The following is a 17,034-nucleotide window of genomic DNA, read 5'->3' on the forward strand; positions in this document are numbered from 1 at the left end:
GGCCTGTAATGAGGTCTGGTAGCCGCAGCTGATCCCGGAAGCTCTGCTCCCGCCGGACGGCTGCGGCCATCACTATTCCCTCAGGCCAACACGGCATTCGTCTCGACTCGACGGAGCGCCGTCCATTATTTCATCGCGCACGATTCGAAGCTGGGAACCCACAGATTCACCGTCGCTCGTCGCTCGCGAGGGGGTTCCGCAGAATGAATGAAGAAGCATTGTCTCAGCCTCTCTCGTCCAAGGCGCGCTGGCAGGCGACGTTGTCGGCGATCATCGAAGCCTATCGCAAGCAGCAGATCGACGTCGATTCGACTCTGCAGAAGATCACGCAGGAGATGGATGCATTTATCCTCTCGCTGATCGAAATATCGATGGAACAGATCCCGGAGCATTCCCGTGCCGGATTGAGTGAAGACGTTGCCGTGATTGCCGTGGGCGGCTACGGACGCGAGGAGATGTTCCCGTATTCCGACGTCGATATTCTGATCACCTTCGATACCCATGGCGGGCCGATCGTCGAGCGGCTCAGTTCGGAGTTTGTTCGGCAATGCTGGGATTCCGGACTGAAACTCGGTCACGCGATCCGGTCCATCAACGAGACCGTCAGTCTGGCTCGCAGTGAATCGCAGGTCGCGACTGCTCTGGTTCAGACACGTCTGTTGTGGGGAAACGTGGAACTCCACACCCGATTGCGGACGCGGTTTGAGAGCTGGCTACAGAAATCCCGTCGGCCGTTTCTCGATCATTGTGAAGCATCACGAAAGAAGGAAGTTCAGGAAACCGCGCTGGCGGTTTATTCGCTGGAGCCGGACGTCAAACGTTCGCCGGGCACACTCCGCGATCTGCAGCTCCTTCGCTGGGTGGGATTTGCCCGCTACGAAGTCACCAGCTTCAGGGAGCTGGCGGCCTGCGGGGCGCTGAAGCCCGGGATCGCGGAGTCATTGATCGAGGCTCAGGCGTATTTCTCGACGATTCGAATGAATCTGCACGTTCACGCCCGGCGGGCTCAGGATGTTCTTTCCCGACAGGAGCAACTGCGGTTGACCGATCAGGAGGGGATTTCTGACTACGAAGGTCAGCGAGCCGTCGAACGGTATATGCAACAGTACTTTCAGAAGGCGGACTTCGTCGCCCGTACGGCCCGCCGCTTCATCGAACTGAGTCGTCCGAGTACGTTTCAGGAACGGGTCGCTGCTCGGATCTATCGACGGGTAATCAACGAGACCTACATCCTGCTCCATGGTCGATTGAACGTGGTCAGTCACAACGTTGGTCATGTCACTTCATCGCTCGAGAATATCCTGCACGCGTTTATCGTCGCCGCCGATTCCAAGGTGCGGCCCTCGTCACGACTGATCGAGTCGATTCGGCACCGTGTCGGAGACTTGCCCAAAGAGGTCTCCCCAACGGCCTCCGCTCATTTTCTCAATCTGCTGAACCGAATCGGTTCGGTGGGAGGGATCGTCCGAGATCTTTATGAATGCGGCGTTCTTGAAATTCTGGTTCCGCAGTTTACCCACGCCCGCGGTCTCCTGCAGTTCAACAACTACCACGCGTATACGGTCGATGAACACACATTCCGCGCCCTGGAGGCCATGGATGCACTTTCGCGTAATCCTGTCTACCGCCCGGTCTTTGTCGAACTCAAAAAAGCCTGGACGCTGAGTCTGGCGCTGTTACTACACGATCTGGGGAAGGGGTTTGAGCAGGACCATAGCCAGCTCGGGGCGCAGATCGCACGCTTGACTGGAACTCGGCTCGGGCTCGAATCCGATGATTCCCAGCAGATTGAACTGCTCGTGCTCGAACATCTCAGCATGTCGCTGCTGGCGTTTCGACGAGACACCTCTGATCCTGTCGTTGTCGCCCAGTTCGCGCGCACGGTGCAGAACATCGCCAATCTCCGGAAGCTGTATCTACTGACTGTCGCGGATATTCAGGCGGTCGCTCCGGGAGTTTGGACCGATTGGAAAGCGCAGTTGCTGACAGAGCTGTTCGATCGCACCCAACTGTCGTTGAGTGGAAAGTACGCCAAGCCCGATCTTGATCAGCAGCTCAAGGAAGCTAAGCGGCTCGCGGCTATTGAGTACGCTCGGCGGAATCCGGATTCAACGAACAGCGAGAAGCTGACCCGGGAACTCAATGCGATGCCGCAGAGCTATCTGTTGTCAGTGACGCCGGAGAACGTGGCCCAGGACATGACAACGGCCCTGCAGCTTGCAGGAGATGACCTGCAGATCATCGACCGGTACGATGAAGATACCGGAACACTGGAATTGACCATTATCACGCGGCAGCGGGGGTCTGAGCGTTGTTTCCATCGGATGACCGGCGTGTTGACCGCGGCTCATCTGTCGATTCTTTCCGCAGACATTTACACGAGCGACTCCGGATTCATTTTCGACCGCTTTCTGGTGCACGACTGCGATTCGGCTCTGCGTCCGCCGCCGAGTCGGCTGGAACGAATCCGCGAATATCTGACAGAAGCCGTGGCCCGTCCGATCTCCTTCGAGAAGCTTTTCCAGCAGCAGCGGCGCTATCAGCTGAAGTCGGAGCAGGAGCCCATTTCGAATCAGAGACCGCGGGTTTCGATCGACAACGACACATCGCCGCATGCGACGATCATCGATGTCTTCGCTCACGACCGGCCGGGTCTGTTATTTACGGTTTCAAAGGCGATCTACGATCTTGATCTTTCCGTGACGCTGGCTCGCATCACAACGCATGTCGATCAGGTGGTCGACGTGTTCTATGTGACGGATCTCGATCAGAAGAAGATCCGCGAAGCCTACGTGTTGAAAGCGATCGCGAGTCGGCTGGAGCATGTGATCGAAGAGTTCGATCGTCACGGTTACCGGTTGTTTGTCTCGTGAACCAGCGGTCTTAAGCAACGTTGCTGGCGAGCTGGTTTCTCGTCACCGCCTGTTGCACGGCCGACCAGACCTGAAACACGGACACAGCGGTGAGGCACTGCATGTGTCCGCTGCCGGAGAATGGACATTGCTTCCGGTAGCTGGCCGCGCAGGGGACTTTCGCCTGAACGAGCTGATGCTGCCCCCCGGCTGGGCCGGAACGTTCCGCTGACGTACAGGTGAAAATCCCGACCACGGGCGTCCCGACGCCGGCCGCCAGATGCATCGGGCCGGAATCGTTCGACAGGACCAGAGCGGCCCGGCGGAGAACCTCGGCCAGTTGGGTCAGTGAAGTCTCCCCGGCCAGGTTGAGAACCTGCTGATGAGGTCGCTTTTCCCGCACGAGGCTGCACAGGTCCTCGGCTGCGTTTCGCTCGCCACGAGTGCCGACGACGATCAGATTCATGCCATACTCACGGAGAGCCCGGACGCCGATCTCGGCAAATGAAGGAATCGGCCACCGTTTGGTTTCCCACATGGCTCCGGGATGAATCACGAGAAACGGACCGGAAACTCCACCAATCAGGGAATCGACCCGCTGACGATCCTGTTCCGAGAGACCCGGAGAAACGGGAGCAGGGGAGCCGGTCTCGCCCAACGCTTCAGCAACCCGCCAGTAACGGGCGTGAGCGGGGACACCGCGTTCGGTTTCTGGCAGCAAACCATGACAGGCCAGATGAGAATATTCCCGAGCCGTCTGCAGTCCGACCCGCAGCGTTGCCCCGGTCGCTGCGGTCATTACCGCCGATCGCAACAGTCCCTGTAGATCGAGGCAAAGGTCGTAGCGGCCTTTTCGAAGTTCCCTCAACAGCCGGATCGACGCGGAGAATCCGCCTTTGCGTTCATAAATCAGGACCCGATTGAGCAGCGGATGTCCTTCAAGCAGATCGACCAGTTCGCTGCGGATCACCCAGTCGATGGTCGCTCCGGGGAATCGCTGCTTCAACACCGGGAGCAGCGGCATCGTCTGAACGACGTCGCCGAGCGCACTTGGCTTGATAATCACGATCCGGCGCGGTTCGATCTCGTTGAGTAGATTGACGATACGAGAACTCATGGCTGGCGGACGATCGGTCAGAAAATAGGGGCGGAAAACGCGGAGGATGATAGTGGGAGTCTTTTCCCGGCGGCAAGATCAATCAGGGAACCGCCGCGAGCAGGAATTCGCCAGGACTCTCCGATGTCGTATGAAGCCGGATTTCAGGTGAGGTTGCCGGAATCAACACGGTTGTGCCCGGTATGCATTCGATCCCGGTATCCGCTGTTTCCAGCCGAAGCGATCCCCGAAGGGTCATGAGAACTCGGCACTGTCCGGAGGAGGTCAGCGAGCATTCGTCGGCGATTCGGAATCTCTCGATCGCAAAGAACGATGACTGAACGAGCTGCTCGCGGCTGGTGCCGTCCTCTTCAGAAAGGAGCTTCGGAATGACCGGCGAAACCGGACCTGATTCGAAATCGATGCAGCGCAACGACTCTTGAAGGTGCAATTGCCGCGGAATCCCCTCGGCATCGACCCAGTTCCAGTCGTGAATACGGAAGGTGAGGTCGCTCGACTGCTGGATTTCCGCGACAAGCACGCCCCGGCCCAGCGCATGAATCGTGCCTGCGGGAATGAAGAAACAGTCGCCCGCCCGGGGAGTGACCTGATGCAGGCATTCGGCGACCTGATCCCGCTCGACGGCCTGCTCAAAAGCCGCACGGTCGATTCCCGCTTTCAGACCGGCATAGATGCAACTGCCCGGCTCCGCATCGATTACGACCCAGGCTTCGGTCTTGCCATTCTCTCCGGTCATGAACTGTTCCGCCAGTTCGTCGTCGGGGTGCACCTGGACCGAAAGGGTGTCGTTGCAATCGAGATATTTGATCAACAGCGGAAATTGAGCAGCGGTTCTGCCATTGCCGAAGAGTTCTTCCGCGTATTGTTGAACGAGCTCGGTGAGTGTCTTTCCAGCCAGCGGGCCCTCGGCGACGACGCTCTGATCGTCACCGTGGTCGCAGATCTCCCAGCTCTCAGCGTAGTTGGTTGCGTCTCCCAGCAGTTTGCCGAGTCGTTGGCCGAGCTTTCGACCGCCCCAGCGGGCCTGCTTAATGAGAGGTTGGAAAAGAATGGGTTCCATGAAAAGACCTGCAACGGAATCTGAGGCGGAATTGATTTCTGGTGGCCAGATTCTAGGGAACCGGTCCAGCGGCGAAAACACGAAGTCTAAGGGGAGGCGGCCGGTCCGTTGGGGACCGCATATGGTATCGCTCAATGAGACTGCTATAATAGGAGTTGCTCAATCGAGCAGACACCTTTCTTCCGACACCAGTGATTGACCCGAGGTGAAGCCGTGAACGATTCGACGCGAGCCGACTGTATCCAGCTCGATCCTCCGCTGGCAATTGTCTCGGGAATGCGAACGCCGTTCGTCAAAGCTCATGGAGCTTTGGCCAACTTCCCGGCCGATCAACTGGGCCAACTGGCCGTGAAAGCGGCTCTGGAGAACATCTCGCTCCCGCCCGCGGAAGTCGACGAACTGGTGATGGGCTCAGTATCTGGCCAGAGCAATGCCGCGAACGTGGCGCGAGTCATTGCCCTTCGCTGCGGAATCCCTGAAGACCGCATTGCTCACACCGTGAACCGCAACTGTGCTTCGGGCATGGAATCGGTGATCGAAGCGTCGCAGATTATTCGTGAGGGGAGAGCCCAGGTGCTCGTCGCCGGCGGGACCGAGTCGATGTCGCAGATTCCCTTTCTGTATAACGAAGGGGCCAAAGCCTGGTTCATGCAGTTCCAGCGGGCGAAGTCCTGGTCCGACAAGCTGAGCCTGCTCAGTCAGGTCCGACCCGCCATGTTCAAACCGGTCCCGCAGATTCAACTCGGGTTGACGGACCCGGTGTGCGGACTGAACATGGGAGAGACCGCCGAAGTGCTCGCCGATGATTTTCATATTCCTCGAACCCGGCAGGATGAATTTGCTCTGGAGAGTCACCGCAGGTGCCTTCAGGCACAAGAGAAGGGCTTCTACAAGGACGAAATTCTCCTTATGTCAGGTCATCTGACCGGTTCTGCGCCTCTGCAGGAAGATCTGGGGCCGAGGAAGAGTCAGTCGATGGAGTCGCTCGGCAAGCTCAAGCCGGTCTTCCGCAAGCCGAACGGGACGGTCACTGTCGGCAACAGCTGCCCGATTACCGACGGAGCCGTGGGACTGGTCGTGATGTCGGCGGACGAGGCGAATCGCAGAGGACTGACTCCGCTCGGCTATCTGCATGCCTATTCGCTGGCGGGGCTGGATCCGAAACGGATGGGACTCGGACCAGTCTTCGCGATTCACAAGCTGCTTCGCGGCACCTCGAAGAAGCTGGACGACTTTGAACTCGTGGAGATGAATGAAGCATTCGCTGTGCAGGTGCTGGCCTGTGTGGAAGCAATGAAGTCAGCCGAATATTGCCGCACGGTGCTGGGCCGAGAGGAGCCGATTGGCGAACTGCCGTTGAATCGCCTCAATGTAAATGGTGGGGCGATTGCCATCGGGCATCCCGTGGGAGCGACCGGCGCTCGATTGATTCTGACATTGCTTCGGGCCTTGAAGGATCGCGATCTGCAAACCGGTCTGGCGAGTCTGTGTGTTGGCGGCGGACAGGGAGCGGCGATGTGGCTGGAACGAGCCTGATCCAGTGAACTGCAGTGGACTGAATAGCTCTAACGCGAACGTCTGGAGAAGCACATGACCGGTCAGTGGACGCATTGGGATGTCGAGCAGAGCGCAGAAAACAGTCTGACGGTCTGGATCGACGTGCAGGGACAGTCGCAGAATGTTTTTTCGAACGACGTCATGTCTGAACTCGACAGAGTGCTGGATGAACTGGAGTCGCACCCCGAGGCCCAAGCCATCGTGTTTCGCAGCCGGAAGGAGAACAGCTTCTTCGCCGGGGCGGATATCCACGAGTTTCTCGATATCCAGACCGCCGCGGAAGCCGAGCAGGTCTCGGAGCGGGGGCAGACAATCTTCAAACGTATCGCGGCTCTGAAGCCATTGACGGTCGCAGTGATTCAGGGACCGTGCCTGGGGGGTGGGCTCGAAATGGCGCTGGCCTGTGACCGCCGCATTGCGGTGATCAGTTCGTCGACGCGGCTCGGTCTGCCGGAGATTGAACTCGGTATTCTCCCCGGCTGGGGCGGCACGCAGAGACTCCCCGGCCTGGTGGGCATCCTGCAGACGATCTCGCTGATTCTCCAGGCCAAGAAGCTCACTGCGGAAAAAGCCGAGAATATCGGACTCGTCGATCAGGCTGTGACGCCGGATCAGGTCGAGGACGCCGTTTTGAAGTGTGTGAAGTCGGGGGGCGAGATCCGGGCGGAACGGAAACGGACCTGGTTGAACTGGGTGCTCGACCGTACGAATTTCGGCCGGGACATGGTCATCGCTCGAACCGGCAAGAAAATTGGCCGGCAGAAGGAGCACTATCCCGCACTTGAGAAAGCGTTGACGGCCATCAGGAAATCGTACGAGAGAGGAGACGCCGGCTATCGCTACGAACAGGAAGCGATCGGACAACTCCTGTTGAGTCCGACCTGCCGCAATCTGGTGCGGCTGTTTCTGCTGCGAGAGCGGGCCCGCTCGCTGGAGACGTGGGACGTCTCAGAGTCGGTTCGCGAGCAGTCTCCGCGCACACTGGTTGTGCTCGGCGGAGGGACGATGGGAGCCGGCATCGCTCAGATCGGGATCAAGAACGGGCTGCATGTGGTCGTTAAGGAGATCAACGACGAAGCTGTCGAGGCGGCTCAGCAGCGGGTCAGTAAGATCTACGACACGCTGGTCGATCGGAAGAGTCTGACTCAATCCGAAGCGGACACGCATCTCGGCCGACTGACGCTCACGACCCAATGGGAGCCGTGCAGACAGGGAGATGTGGTCATCGAAGCCGTGCCGGAATCGCTAAGCCTGAAGCAGTCGATCTTCCAGGAACTGGCGGCCATGGTTCCTGTTGAGACGGTTCTGGCGACGAATACTTCAGCTCTGTCAGTGGATGAAATCTTCGCGGACGTTCCGGCTGGCGAACGCGTGGGCGGTCTGCACTTCTTCAATCCTGTGCATCGAATGGACCTCATCGAAGTCGTTCAAGGGAGCACAACCAGCCCGGAGACGACGGGGCGACTGCTGGCACTCTCTCGCAAGCTGGGCAAGACGCCCATTCTGACGCGGGATTCTCCGGGCTTCGTCGTGAACCGGGTGTTGATGCCGTACCTGGACGAGGCGGTCAAGATTGCTCTGGAGTTCACCTCGTCAAGCAGCGATCTGGCCGGGATCGATCAACAGATGAAGCGCTTCGGAATGCCCATGGGCCCGCTGGAGTTGATGGACCAGGTAGGGATCGATGTGGCCGCTCATGTCGCTTCGTCGATGTCGGTCGTTTTCGGCGAGGACTCGATCACCGCACTGGTGCTGCAGCGAATGGTCGATGCGAAACGCCTCGGACGAAAAACTGAAGCCGGGTTTTACAACTACGTCCATGGGAAGCGAACCGAAGCTGTCGGACTACATCCGCTTGTCGAAGGGATTGAGATCGACATTTCCGTGGCTCCAGAGACGCCACTGGATGGGCAACTGACCCCGATCCAGCAGCGACTCGTCATGGCGATGGTTAACGAAGCCGGCCGCTGTCTGGATGAGAACGTTGTGGAGGAAGCCTGGATGATCGATCTGGCCATGGTGCTCGGCACCGGCTTTGCCCCGTTCCGGGGTGGTCCACTCCGGTATGCGGCTGAGTTTCCCCGCGAGGACCTGATCAAAACGCTGAAGGCGATGGCTCAGGTATACGGGCCGCGTTTCGAACCGTCTCCGTCGCTCCGATCTCTCGAGTCCTGAAGAGCGACGTGCACTGATGCCCCGAGTTTTTCACGGTAACTTTGAGTTCGAGCACGAGCTCGCCGAAGGAAGTCGCTTTCAACTCTCCCGAAAGCTGCAGCGGATCAACGCTCTCTGGGCGGGCCGACTGACGTCGCTGATGTCGTCCGGTGATGCTCTCTTCGTGCCGGGGTGGAATCTGCTCAATGAGATTGAGCAAACAACCCTTCTTGAGTGGTGCGGCGAGCTTCAGTTACTCTCTCAACCGCGAATGCTCGCCGACGAATTCGAAGACTTCATTCCGTGGGGATGGACGGAAGGAATGGTTTTACGGGCAGAATCACTGGGGCTGTCCTGCTCGCCGCCATCGCTCGATGCCGTTCGCTGGTTGAATGCCCGGGGAACTTCCTTCGAACTGGAGCAGACGTTCGAAGTTGCTCCGCCAGGCTGTCGGCGGATTGGTTCGATCGCGGAACTGGAGGAGCATCTCACATCGTTCGACGCCGAGGCTGCCTGGGTGATCAAAGCCGAATTCGGCATGTCAGGTCGCGAGCGGATTCTCGGACGGGGAACGAATCTGCAACTTATCGACCAGGGCTGGCTGCAGCGTCGGCTTACAGGATCCGGTCGTGTGTACTTCGAGCCGTGGTTCGATCGCCTCGAGGAAATGAGCTTCCACTACGAGATCGCCCCCGACGGCGTTGTACGCTTCCTGGGGGCAACCCGTCTGCAGTGCGACGACTGCGGTCGATATCAGAGCAATCAGCACGTCGACTTCGAAGGTTCGCCTGACTTGAAGTCGGAGTGGGCAGTCTCGCGAACGACGACCGAAGCCTGTGCGAAGCGTGCGGCTGAGCGGAGTTATTTCGGTCCGCTCAGCATTGATTCGATGCGCTATCGCACGAGTGACCGCACGATTCGCGAGCGACCCCTGCAGGATATCAACGGTCGCTGGACGATGGGACGCTGCGAGCTGGAACGTGCTCTGCGAGAGCGATAGCCGATCAGGGGACGATCAACTTTCCCTGCCCGGGCGGTCGGCCCGTTTGCTGCTCGATGGCCTCTCGGTATTTGGCAAGTCGCTGGAAGATCTCGGCATGCGCGTCGGCGACGTTGTTCTGCTCGGTCGGATCCTGCTTGAGATTGAACAGGCCCGGTCTCGCACCGTGATCTCCGGTGACAACGCCGGGATGGGCAGCAGGGCCGTATTGCTCATCAGGCGCGAGTAGGGTGACACCGTTCGGACGGCGGGGATCGATCCAGTCGTCTGGGAAATTCAGAGCAGGGGGCATCTGCTGATGATACTTCCAGTCGCCCTGACGCACCGACTTCACGTTCCCCTGAAACGAAAAGAGCAATCGCTCGGGAACGGCTGCCTCCCCCGTCATTGCCGGGAGGAGATCGAAGCCGTCGATGACCCGGTCATCGGGAGCCGGGATGTTCGCTGCGGCAAGAACCGTTGAGAAGACATCCATGATGATGGTCGGCTCGTCGATGATCTGACCAGCGGGAATCGTCCCTGGCCAGCGGATGATGGCCGGCACTCGCAAGCCGCCTTCCCAGGTTCTGCTCTTCATGCCGCGCAGTCCGGCGGTTGATCCCCCAAACCAGGGGCCATTGTCGCTGGTGAAGACAACCAGAGTCGACTCGTCAATTTTCAGTTGTTGCAGGCATTCGATCAGATGCCCCACGCTCCAGTCGAGCTCGGCAATCACATCGCGGTACAGATCGGGACTCGGGCCAGACGGCTGACGGGAATAGAAGTCTTCCGAGCAGGCGAGCGGCTTATGTGGCATCGCATGGGGAAGGTACAGAAAGAACGGTTGCTGTTTGTTCTTCTCGATGAAGGCGACAGCTGCCTCGGTGTATCGTTTCGTCAATGTCGCCTGCACAACGGGGTATTCGACGATGTCGTCGTTCTTCCACAGCTGCACCGGGTGCATGTCGTTGCTGTAGAGAATCCCCAGGTAATCATCGAAGCCATGCTTCGTCGGGTGAAACTGGGGCTGGTGGCCGAGATGCCATTTGCCGATGGCCATTGTGGCGTAGCCCTGCTGTTGAAACAGCTCGCCGAGCGTCAGTTCATCCTGGGGTAACCCGAGTTGATCCAGAGCAGGATTCGGCTTCCGAGCCTGTTGCAGTCCATAGTCGGCTGCGGGCACGGGATTGCCGAGCATCATGTTGTTCCGAAACGGATACCGCCCCGTCAGCAGCGACGCTCTCGATGGCGCACAATACGGGCAGCTCGAGGAGAAGTCGGTGAAGCGAACCCCTTCGCGGGCCATGCGGTCGATGTAGGGTGTCTGAAATCGTTCGTTTCCGTAACAGGCCAGATCGCCCAGGCCCAGGTCATCGGCGTAGATGATGATGACATTCGGCCGATCGGTTTTCTCAGCAGCCGGGAGAAGCGTGGATGGAATCAGAACCGTCAGCAGGCGAGCAGGACCGGTTTCAGCATGACAAACTCCTCGGAACGCACGGGGACAGATGGCTGATCGATACCGTAGCACGCCGGCAATGCGAGGAACAATCGAACCGGTTCGCGCAAAAAGAAATCCCTCTCCGGCAATCGCCAGGGAGAGGGATTCTGAACTCAAGTGGTGGTGGGGCGTTCTTAGAACTCGCCGATCACTTCGCCACCCTGAATCGTGCCGAGTGCCTGGTAAAGGCGGACATCGATGTTCTCGGAAATAAAGCGGACGTGTCCGTCACCCAACACGAACTGAGCTCCCCCCTGGTGCGGGCTGCTGAAGTCGTCGAAGTGAGCGGTCGGATCGTTCGGCACGTGGTCCATCGCACCCAGAACGCGCTGGAAGGCTTCTTCCCCTTCCGGCACCATACCGACCCAGGTCGAGTACCAGTCGAGAGCTTCGTTGGTGCGGCGTTCGCCGACGACCATCGTATTGCTCAGGCCATCGGTCAAATCCCGAAAACGAACCTTGCTGTTGTGGTAAAAGGTTCCGTCGCCGTTGCACTGGCCGGAGGTCGAAACCGGAGCCGTGCCCGGAGCATTCTCACAGCCATGCAGCTCTTCGGTACCGAAGACACCAACGTAGTTGGCGATCGGAAGCTCAGCGATCACGGTTCCCGGGGACCCTTCTTCTTCAATCTCAAAGCGAGGCGGCTTCGGATCCGAGGGACATTCGAACACGTTGATGTTGTTCAAACGGAAGTCGTCGTTAGCAGGATCGGCGATGCTGATGTTCGCATTGAACAGATCGTAAATGGCCGGCTGTTCGAGGTACGGGAGAATCATGGTGCCCCAGCCGGCTCCGCTGACGCCATCGTGGGCGGAATGGGCCGTGCCGTCGACAGAGATCCAGCCCGGAGGCAGGGTGGTGTGAACATCGTGATAGTTGTGCAGGGCCAGTCCAATCTGCTTCAGGTTGTTTTTACAGCTCGAACGACGAGCGGCTTCTCGAGCCTGCTGAACGGCCGGAAGCAGCAGAGCCACCAGGATGGCAATGATTGCGATAACGACAAGCAGTTCGATAAGCGTAAAACCGGTGCGGCGGATACGGAGCGATAAAGGGAAAGACGTCATGAATGAAAATCCTCGGACAAGTTGATCGCAATAATAGAAGCGTATCGACGCGGCGTCTGCCGGAGGCGACGATACGGAAGCAGGGTCTGTGCATCAGCCCGCCGGCAACATTCGCTGTTTCCGGAATTAGGCTGCAGTCACTGGAGACTGGGGGGTTTAGCAGCAGACAGGTGGCCCACGGAGGAGGGGCCAGTTGCGATCGGCGGTCCGAGAAGCCCGACTCTCAGCCGGGCGGACAGCATCAAGCGTGGTATCCAAGTCAACGACGGCTGCAATTTCAGCCGGGGCCTGTGCCATGGACAGTAATTCGCAGACCGGGCAGTCCGATTCCTCGGGACACGGTTGCGGGGTCGGCCTCTCCTGCTCGCTTTGTTCGTTCGAGCTGGTTTCGGCGACCGCATGAGTATGAGCATGACCATCGTGGCAATGCGTATGCTCAACCTGAGAATCTGAGGTTCCCGCCTGATCGACATGGCAACATTCACCCTGCGGATGATAGTGCGCATGAGGAAGAATGACCCCGCCGGTCAGGTAGGCTGCAAGAATTACAAGATGTAGCAGATGGCGGATCATTGACGGTGTAGGGGATTCTACTGTGTACAGAAGATCGTCGAGCCGGAGGTCCTCGTGGACAACTTCGCCCGCTACGATCTATTCAGGTGTGCACACCGGAGCTCGTGAAGTTCGACCTTACCACAGGATTCTACGCATCGAAGCGCCGAAATGTCAGGAAAAAACGGCCTGCTGAACACGTTCTTCACGAATCGACCTGGGTGATGGCTGAATGTTCATATCTCTCTGTGGGCATCGCAAACGGCTGTCCGGGGGGTGGAGGGCCTTCGCGAACCGGGTGCGAAACGCCTTGCTGGGAGGGCCTCAAAAGGGCGGACCGACTTGATATTGACTCTTCTGGACCACTGAGGCTACCTTCCGCCCGATTTCCGGCTCCCGGGCGTCTTCGTCAATCTATTGACTGTCAACAAAAACCCATGGAAGGGTTGTACTTGGCATGCATCTCATCCTGTAAATCGGTCCTGTGTTGCGTCGCGTCACTTTGCGTCGTGATCGGAGGCCTCCCCTCCATCGATCCCCTCTCGCATAAAGATGTTTAACTCGTATGGATACGCCTGTTGCAACTACTGGTGCCAGAACGAGCTCTCCGCAATCCACCAGTTCCCGGTCTGCGCTCGGTCCATCCTCTGATGAGCCATCGCGGGACGGAAACCTGCCTTCCCGCGGAGTGTGGCTTCTTATTCTCCTTGTTGGCGCGACCGCGCTCACGGGATGCTCGACCACGAAACACTATCAGGCGGAGAAGCTCCCGCCGCATCTGATGGCTCCGCCACTCGAGAACGCTCAAACGATCGACCTCACGAAGCTCGCCACCGCGACGACGACGCAGGATCTGATCGGAGCCGGCGACGTGATTGAAGTCAGCATTTCAGCCGGTCTGGCTGCCACCGATACGACAACATTTCCGGTTCGCGTGACCGACGACGGAGCAGCTCAGCTGCCAATGATCGGTAACGTCGAGCTGGCCGGGATGAATCTTGAGGAATCCGAAGCCATCATCGCGGGGGTTTGCGTCGACAAAGGACTGTATCGGGCTCCCCACGTGACTGTGACAATGAAGCGACCCAAACTGCACCGGATCACCGTGCTTGGGGCCGTTGAAGAACCAGCCACTTACGAACTGCGAGCCGGCCAGTCCGATGTCCTTCAGGCAATTGTGGCCGCAGGCGGCCTTTCCAAAGACGCCGGCGTTTTCGTCCAGGTGCGTCATCCGGGCTACCGTGGCGAGAGTGACGGTTCGTCAGCTCCTCTGATCGCGGAGCTCGATCCCGAGTCTGGTGTTCAGACGGTGTCCAACGAATCGAAGGTGGTTCAGCCGATCGGCATGCAGACGGTTCGGGTGAATCTGGCCTCGGCGGCGACAGAGCGTCCTGAGACTCTCCGGCTGAACGACGGTGGGATTGTGATGGTCGAACGGCGCGATCCGAAACCAATTCACGTGCTCGGACTGGTCAAGAAGCCGAACCGATATGAGTTCCCGATCTCTGAAGACCTTCGTCTGCTCGATGCCGTCTCGCTGGCGTCGGGAACGGACAATCCACTGGCCGACAAGGTCTACATTATTCGAAACACTCCCGGTTCCGAAGAGCCGACTCTCATCGAAGCCAGTTTACGGAAAGCCAAGCGGAACGGTCGCGCCGATTTGCGACTCGCTCCAGGAGATATCGTGAGTGTCGAGCAGACGCCGACGACGGCCTTGTACGAGGCTGTCCGTCTGATCGGCTTCGGTATCAGCGGACGGGTCTTCTAGGACCACTGGACTTCAGCAGCAACTTGCCTCAGGGCATGTTTACTCTGTGAACAACGAACGACTCGACGCCCATGCAGGGATTGCAAAATGTTAACGCCTGAGAGTCAGGACTCGATTCAGATTCCCCAAACCCACGATGCGCACAATCCGCTGCAGAGCGTCATTCGCTTCGCGCAGTCGCTGATTCGTCGCAAGTGGACGGTGCTCTCGTGGCTGTTGCTGACGACGAGTCTGGGAATTACATATTTCGCCATGGCGACGCGACTCTATGAATCGAGTGCCGAGCTGCTCATTCTCCACACTGGAGAAGGCAATATCGATCAGACCCAGCAGAGTCAGAAGATGCTGCAGGATCAGCTGCCAACCTACACCAAGGTTCTGGCGAGCGACGAAGTTCTGAAAGGCGCGTTGTTGCGATTGCCTGACGAATATCGAGCCGACTTTATCGGCATGACCAAGCGGGAAGCGATTAACAAGCTGCGCGGAAACCTGTCGGTGAAGTCGACTCGTCAGACTAACCTGCTTCAGGTTTCCTACAAGGCGGAGTCTCCCAAAGCAGCCGTCGCCATCGTGACCGAAATTCTGAATGCCTACTTCGCGTTCATGCAGGACATGCATCAGAACACGTCCCGCGAGACGCTGGCTCTGCTCAGCAAGCAGAAGGATGAAGTCGAACGACAGATCGCGCTCAAGCAGGGCGAATTGCTGCGGCTCCAGTCCGAGTCGGACTCCCTGCTGGGGACTGGCGACAATGTCATGAGCGTTGTCAACGAGCGTGTGATTGAAATGAACCGCGCGCTGGCCGCCGCTCAGCGGGAAACGATTGAAGCGCGTGCGTTCTATGCATCTGTGGAGCAGGCCGTCCGGACCGGGCAGAGCCTGCAGCAACTGATGAATCAGGCGAACGAATCCCTCGCCAATGAAATGATGAAACGCAGCGTGGGGGTGGACAACTCCGACGCGCTGACATACGCCCGACTGCAGCAGCAGTTGATCGAAGACCAGGCCAAGCTGAACGACAAGCTCGCCGGAAAGCTCGGACCGAATCACCCCGAAGTCCTCGAACTGCAACAGCGAATCAAGGCGTCGAAGGAATGGATGGCGGGACGGAGTTCTCAGGCTGTTCGCGATGCGGCAATGCTCAACAAGGATCTCGGGCCGAAACTGCTCGAAGTCGCTCAACAGCGTTATCTGCACGCGGTCAATCATGAGAACGAGATCTATGCCCGGTTCACTCAGGAGAAGCAGGTTGCTTCGCAGATGAACAATCGAATCATGCTGCTGCAGCATGCCGAACGGGACCTGGCTCGTCTGCAGGTGGACTATGACATGTACCGGGAGCGAATCAACGCCCTCGATCTCAACCAGCAGGCAAGTCTGCGAACCCGCATCACCAAGCACGCCGAACCGAACTCCAATCCGGTTTCTCCGAAGCTCGTTTCGACGCTCATGATCAGCATGTTCCTGGGACTCTTCCTGGGGGCTGCGTCGGTCGTGCTGTTCGACCTACTCGATGACCGGTTCCATTCTCCGGACGATATCCGACGCGAGATCGGAGCCCCGGTGATGGCGATGATTCGCGATATGCCGCCGCTGCCACACAGCCATGGCATTGAATCGATTTACACCTACACCAAACCGAACAGTGTGGAAACCGAAGCGTTCCGGACACTGCGAACAGCGATCGAATTCGCCTGCGAACAGCATCAGCGGATCAGCATCACGAGTACCGAGCCAAGCGACGGAAAGACGACCGTGATGTCGAATACCGGCGTGGCGTTCGCTCAGGCCGGCAAGAAGACATTGCTGATCGATGGCGATATGCGTCGCCCCGGATTGACCAAGCTGTTTAATCTCAAAGGGCAGAATGGTCTCTCGACGATTCTCCGCGACACGGCTCCGATTGCAGAGTCGGCCGAGGCGAATCTGGTGCGGACCGCCCACGAGAACCTGCATGTGATTCCCGCCGGACCCCGTCCGATCAACCCTGTGGAACTCTTGACGAGCGATCGGTTCCCGGAGCTGATTGCCTGGGCCGAAGCCGAGTACGACCAGATCCTCATCGATGCTCCGCCTTCGCTGGCGGTGACCGATCCGGCAATCATCGGGCGTCTGGTCGATGGCGTCATCCTCACGGTTCGACCGGACCGCAACAAACGACGAATGATTATTCGAGCTGCCGAATCAGTAACCGTTCTGGGCGCCAATCTGATCGGGGTCGTCGTTAACCGGCTGTCGAATGCCAGTGGCGAGTACGGCTATGGTTACGGCTATGGCTACGGATACGGTTACGGACACGATGAGAACGAGTCGGATGGCGAACCGGCTCCAATGGCCGCCGAGCACATTCCGCGACCCCGGAAGCGGTTCTCGCGCGATGAGAACTCGGACCGGTTTGCGGCGTGATCATCAACAGCTGGCATGACG

At 58.6% G+C, this 17,034-nt stretch carries 10 protein-coding genes; 6 read left to right on the forward strand and 4 right to left on the reverse strand.

The window, feature by feature from the left end; all coding sequences use genetic code 11:
• Positions 1–203 precede the first annotated feature (203 nt).
• Positions 204–2,873 (forward strand): [protein-PII] uridylyltransferase, encoded by a 2,670-nt coding sequence (glnD, locus tag L1A08_RS01385; RefSeq protein ID WP_238753380.1) that lies wholly within the window; start codon positions 204–206, stop codon positions 2,871–2,873.
• A 10-nt stretch (positions 2,874–2,883) separates the two neighbouring features.
• On the opposite strand, the gene waaF is transcribed toward glnD, so the two are convergent.
• Positions 2,884–3,969, reverse strand: a complete 1,086-nt coding sequence (waaF, locus tag L1A08_RS01390; RefSeq protein ID WP_238753382.1) for a lipopolysaccharide heptosyltransferase II — start codon at positions 3,967–3,969, stop codon at positions 2,884–2,886.
• An 82-nt stretch (positions 3,970–4,051) separates the two neighbouring features.
• Positions 4,052–5,029 (reverse strand): type I phosphomannose isomerase catalytic subunit, encoded by a 978-nt coding sequence (locus L1A08_RS01395; protein ID WP_238753385.1) that lies wholly within the window; start codon positions 5,027–5,029, stop codon positions 4,052–4,054.
• 213 nt (positions 5,030–5,242) lie between these two features.
• Here L1A08_RS01395 and L1A08_RS01400 point away from each other — a divergent pair, with 213 nt between their 5' ends.
• Genes L1A08_RS01400 through L1A08_RS01410 form a run of 3 tightly spaced genes read left to right on the forward strand, consistent with a single transcriptional unit; the run spans position 5,243 to position 9,740 of the window.
• On the forward strand, positions 5,243–6,565 hold the full coding sequence (locus L1A08_RS01400) for a thiolase family protein (RefSeq protein WP_238753387.1): 1,323 nt from the start codon (positions 5,243–5,245) through the stop codon (positions 6,563–6,565).
• 54 nt (positions 6,566–6,619) lie between these two features.
• Positions 6,620–8,761, forward strand: a complete 2,142-nt coding sequence (locus tag L1A08_RS01405) for a 3-hydroxyacyl-CoA dehydrogenase NAD-binding domain-containing protein (RefSeq protein ID WP_238753389.1) — start codon at positions 6,620–6,622, stop codon at positions 8,759–8,761.
• A gap of 16 nt (positions 8,762–8,777) precedes the next feature.
• Positions 8,778–9,740 carry a hypothetical protein gene (locus L1A08_RS01410; RefSeq protein ID WP_238753391.1) on the forward strand — a complete coding sequence of 321 codons (963 nt, stop codon included), beginning with the start codon at positions 8,778–8,780 and terminating at the stop codon, positions 9,738–9,740.
• Positions 9,741–9,744: 4 nt separating this feature from the next.
• Here the strand turns inward: L1A08_RS01410 and L1A08_RS01415 are convergent, their stop codons facing one another.
• Together L1A08_RS01415 and L1A08_RS01420 are read right to left on the reverse strand one after the other, a co-directional pair.
• The gene (locus L1A08_RS01415; protein ID WP_238753393.1) at positions 9,745–11,337 is read right to left on the reverse strand and encodes a sulfatase family protein; all 1,593 of its coding nucleotides are present in this window, start codon (positions 11,335–11,337) and stop codon (positions 9,745–9,747) included.
• Between the two features lie 17 nt (positions 11,338–11,354).
• Positions 11,355–12,284 (reverse strand): DUF1559 domain-containing protein, encoded by a 930-nt coding sequence (locus L1A08_RS01420; RefSeq protein WP_238753395.1) that lies wholly within the window; start codon positions 12,282–12,284, stop codon positions 11,355–11,357.
• Positions 12,285–13,524: 1,240 nt separating this feature from the next.
• On the opposite strand from L1A08_RS01420, the gene L1A08_RS01425 reads away from it, so the two are divergent.
• Together L1A08_RS01425 and L1A08_RS01430 are read left to right on the forward strand one after the other, a co-directional pair.
• Positions 13,525–14,607 carry a polysaccharide biosynthesis/export family protein gene (locus L1A08_RS01425; protein WP_238753397.1) on the forward strand — a complete coding sequence of 361 codons (1,083 nt, stop codon included), beginning with the start codon at positions 13,525–13,527 and terminating at the stop codon, positions 14,605–14,607.
• Positions 14,608–14,694: 87 nt separating this feature from the next.
• A complete protein-coding gene (locus tag L1A08_RS01430; RefSeq protein WP_238753399.1) occupies positions 14,695–17,013 on the forward strand; it encodes a polysaccharide biosynthesis tyrosine autokinase in 2,319 nt (772 codons plus the stop codon).
• Positions 17,014–17,034: the final 21 nt, after the last annotated feature.

Origin of the sequence: Rubinisphaera margarita, assembly GCF_022267515.1 — a bacterium.
In the GTDB taxonomy this organism is placed as follows: domain Bacteria; phylum Planctomycetota; class Planctomycetia; order Planctomycetales; family Planctomycetaceae; genus Rubinisphaera; species Rubinisphaera margarita.

Excerpts from the sequence above, each read along its gene's own strand:
- L1A08_RS01410 (WP_238753391.1), top strand. The coding sequence starts at position 8,778 with ATGCCCCGAGTTTTTCACGGTAACTTTGAGTTCGAGCACGAGCTCGCC.
- glnD (WP_238753380.1), top strand. The coding sequence starts at position 204 with ATGAATGAAGAAGCATTGTCTCAGCCTCTCTCGTCCAAGGCGCGCTGG.
- waaF (WP_238753382.1), bottom strand. The coding sequence starts at position 3,969 with ATGAGTTCTCGTATCGTCAATCTACTCAACGAGATCGAACCGCGCCGG.
- L1A08_RS01395 (WP_238753385.1), bottom strand. The coding sequence starts at position 5,029 with ATGGAACCCATTCTTTTCCAACCTCTCATTAAGCAGGCCCGCTGGGGC.
- L1A08_RS01430 (WP_238753399.1), top strand. The coding sequence starts at position 14,695 with ATGTTAACGCCTGAGAGTCAGGACTCGATTCAGATTCCCCAAACCCAC.
- L1A08_RS01420 (WP_238753395.1), bottom strand. The coding sequence starts at position 12,284 with ATGACGTCTTTCCCTTTATCGCTCCGTATCCGCCGCACCGGTTTTACG.
- L1A08_RS01405 (WP_238753389.1), top strand. The coding sequence starts at position 6,620 with ATGACCGGTCAGTGGACGCATTGGGATGTCGAGCAGAGCGCAGAAAAC.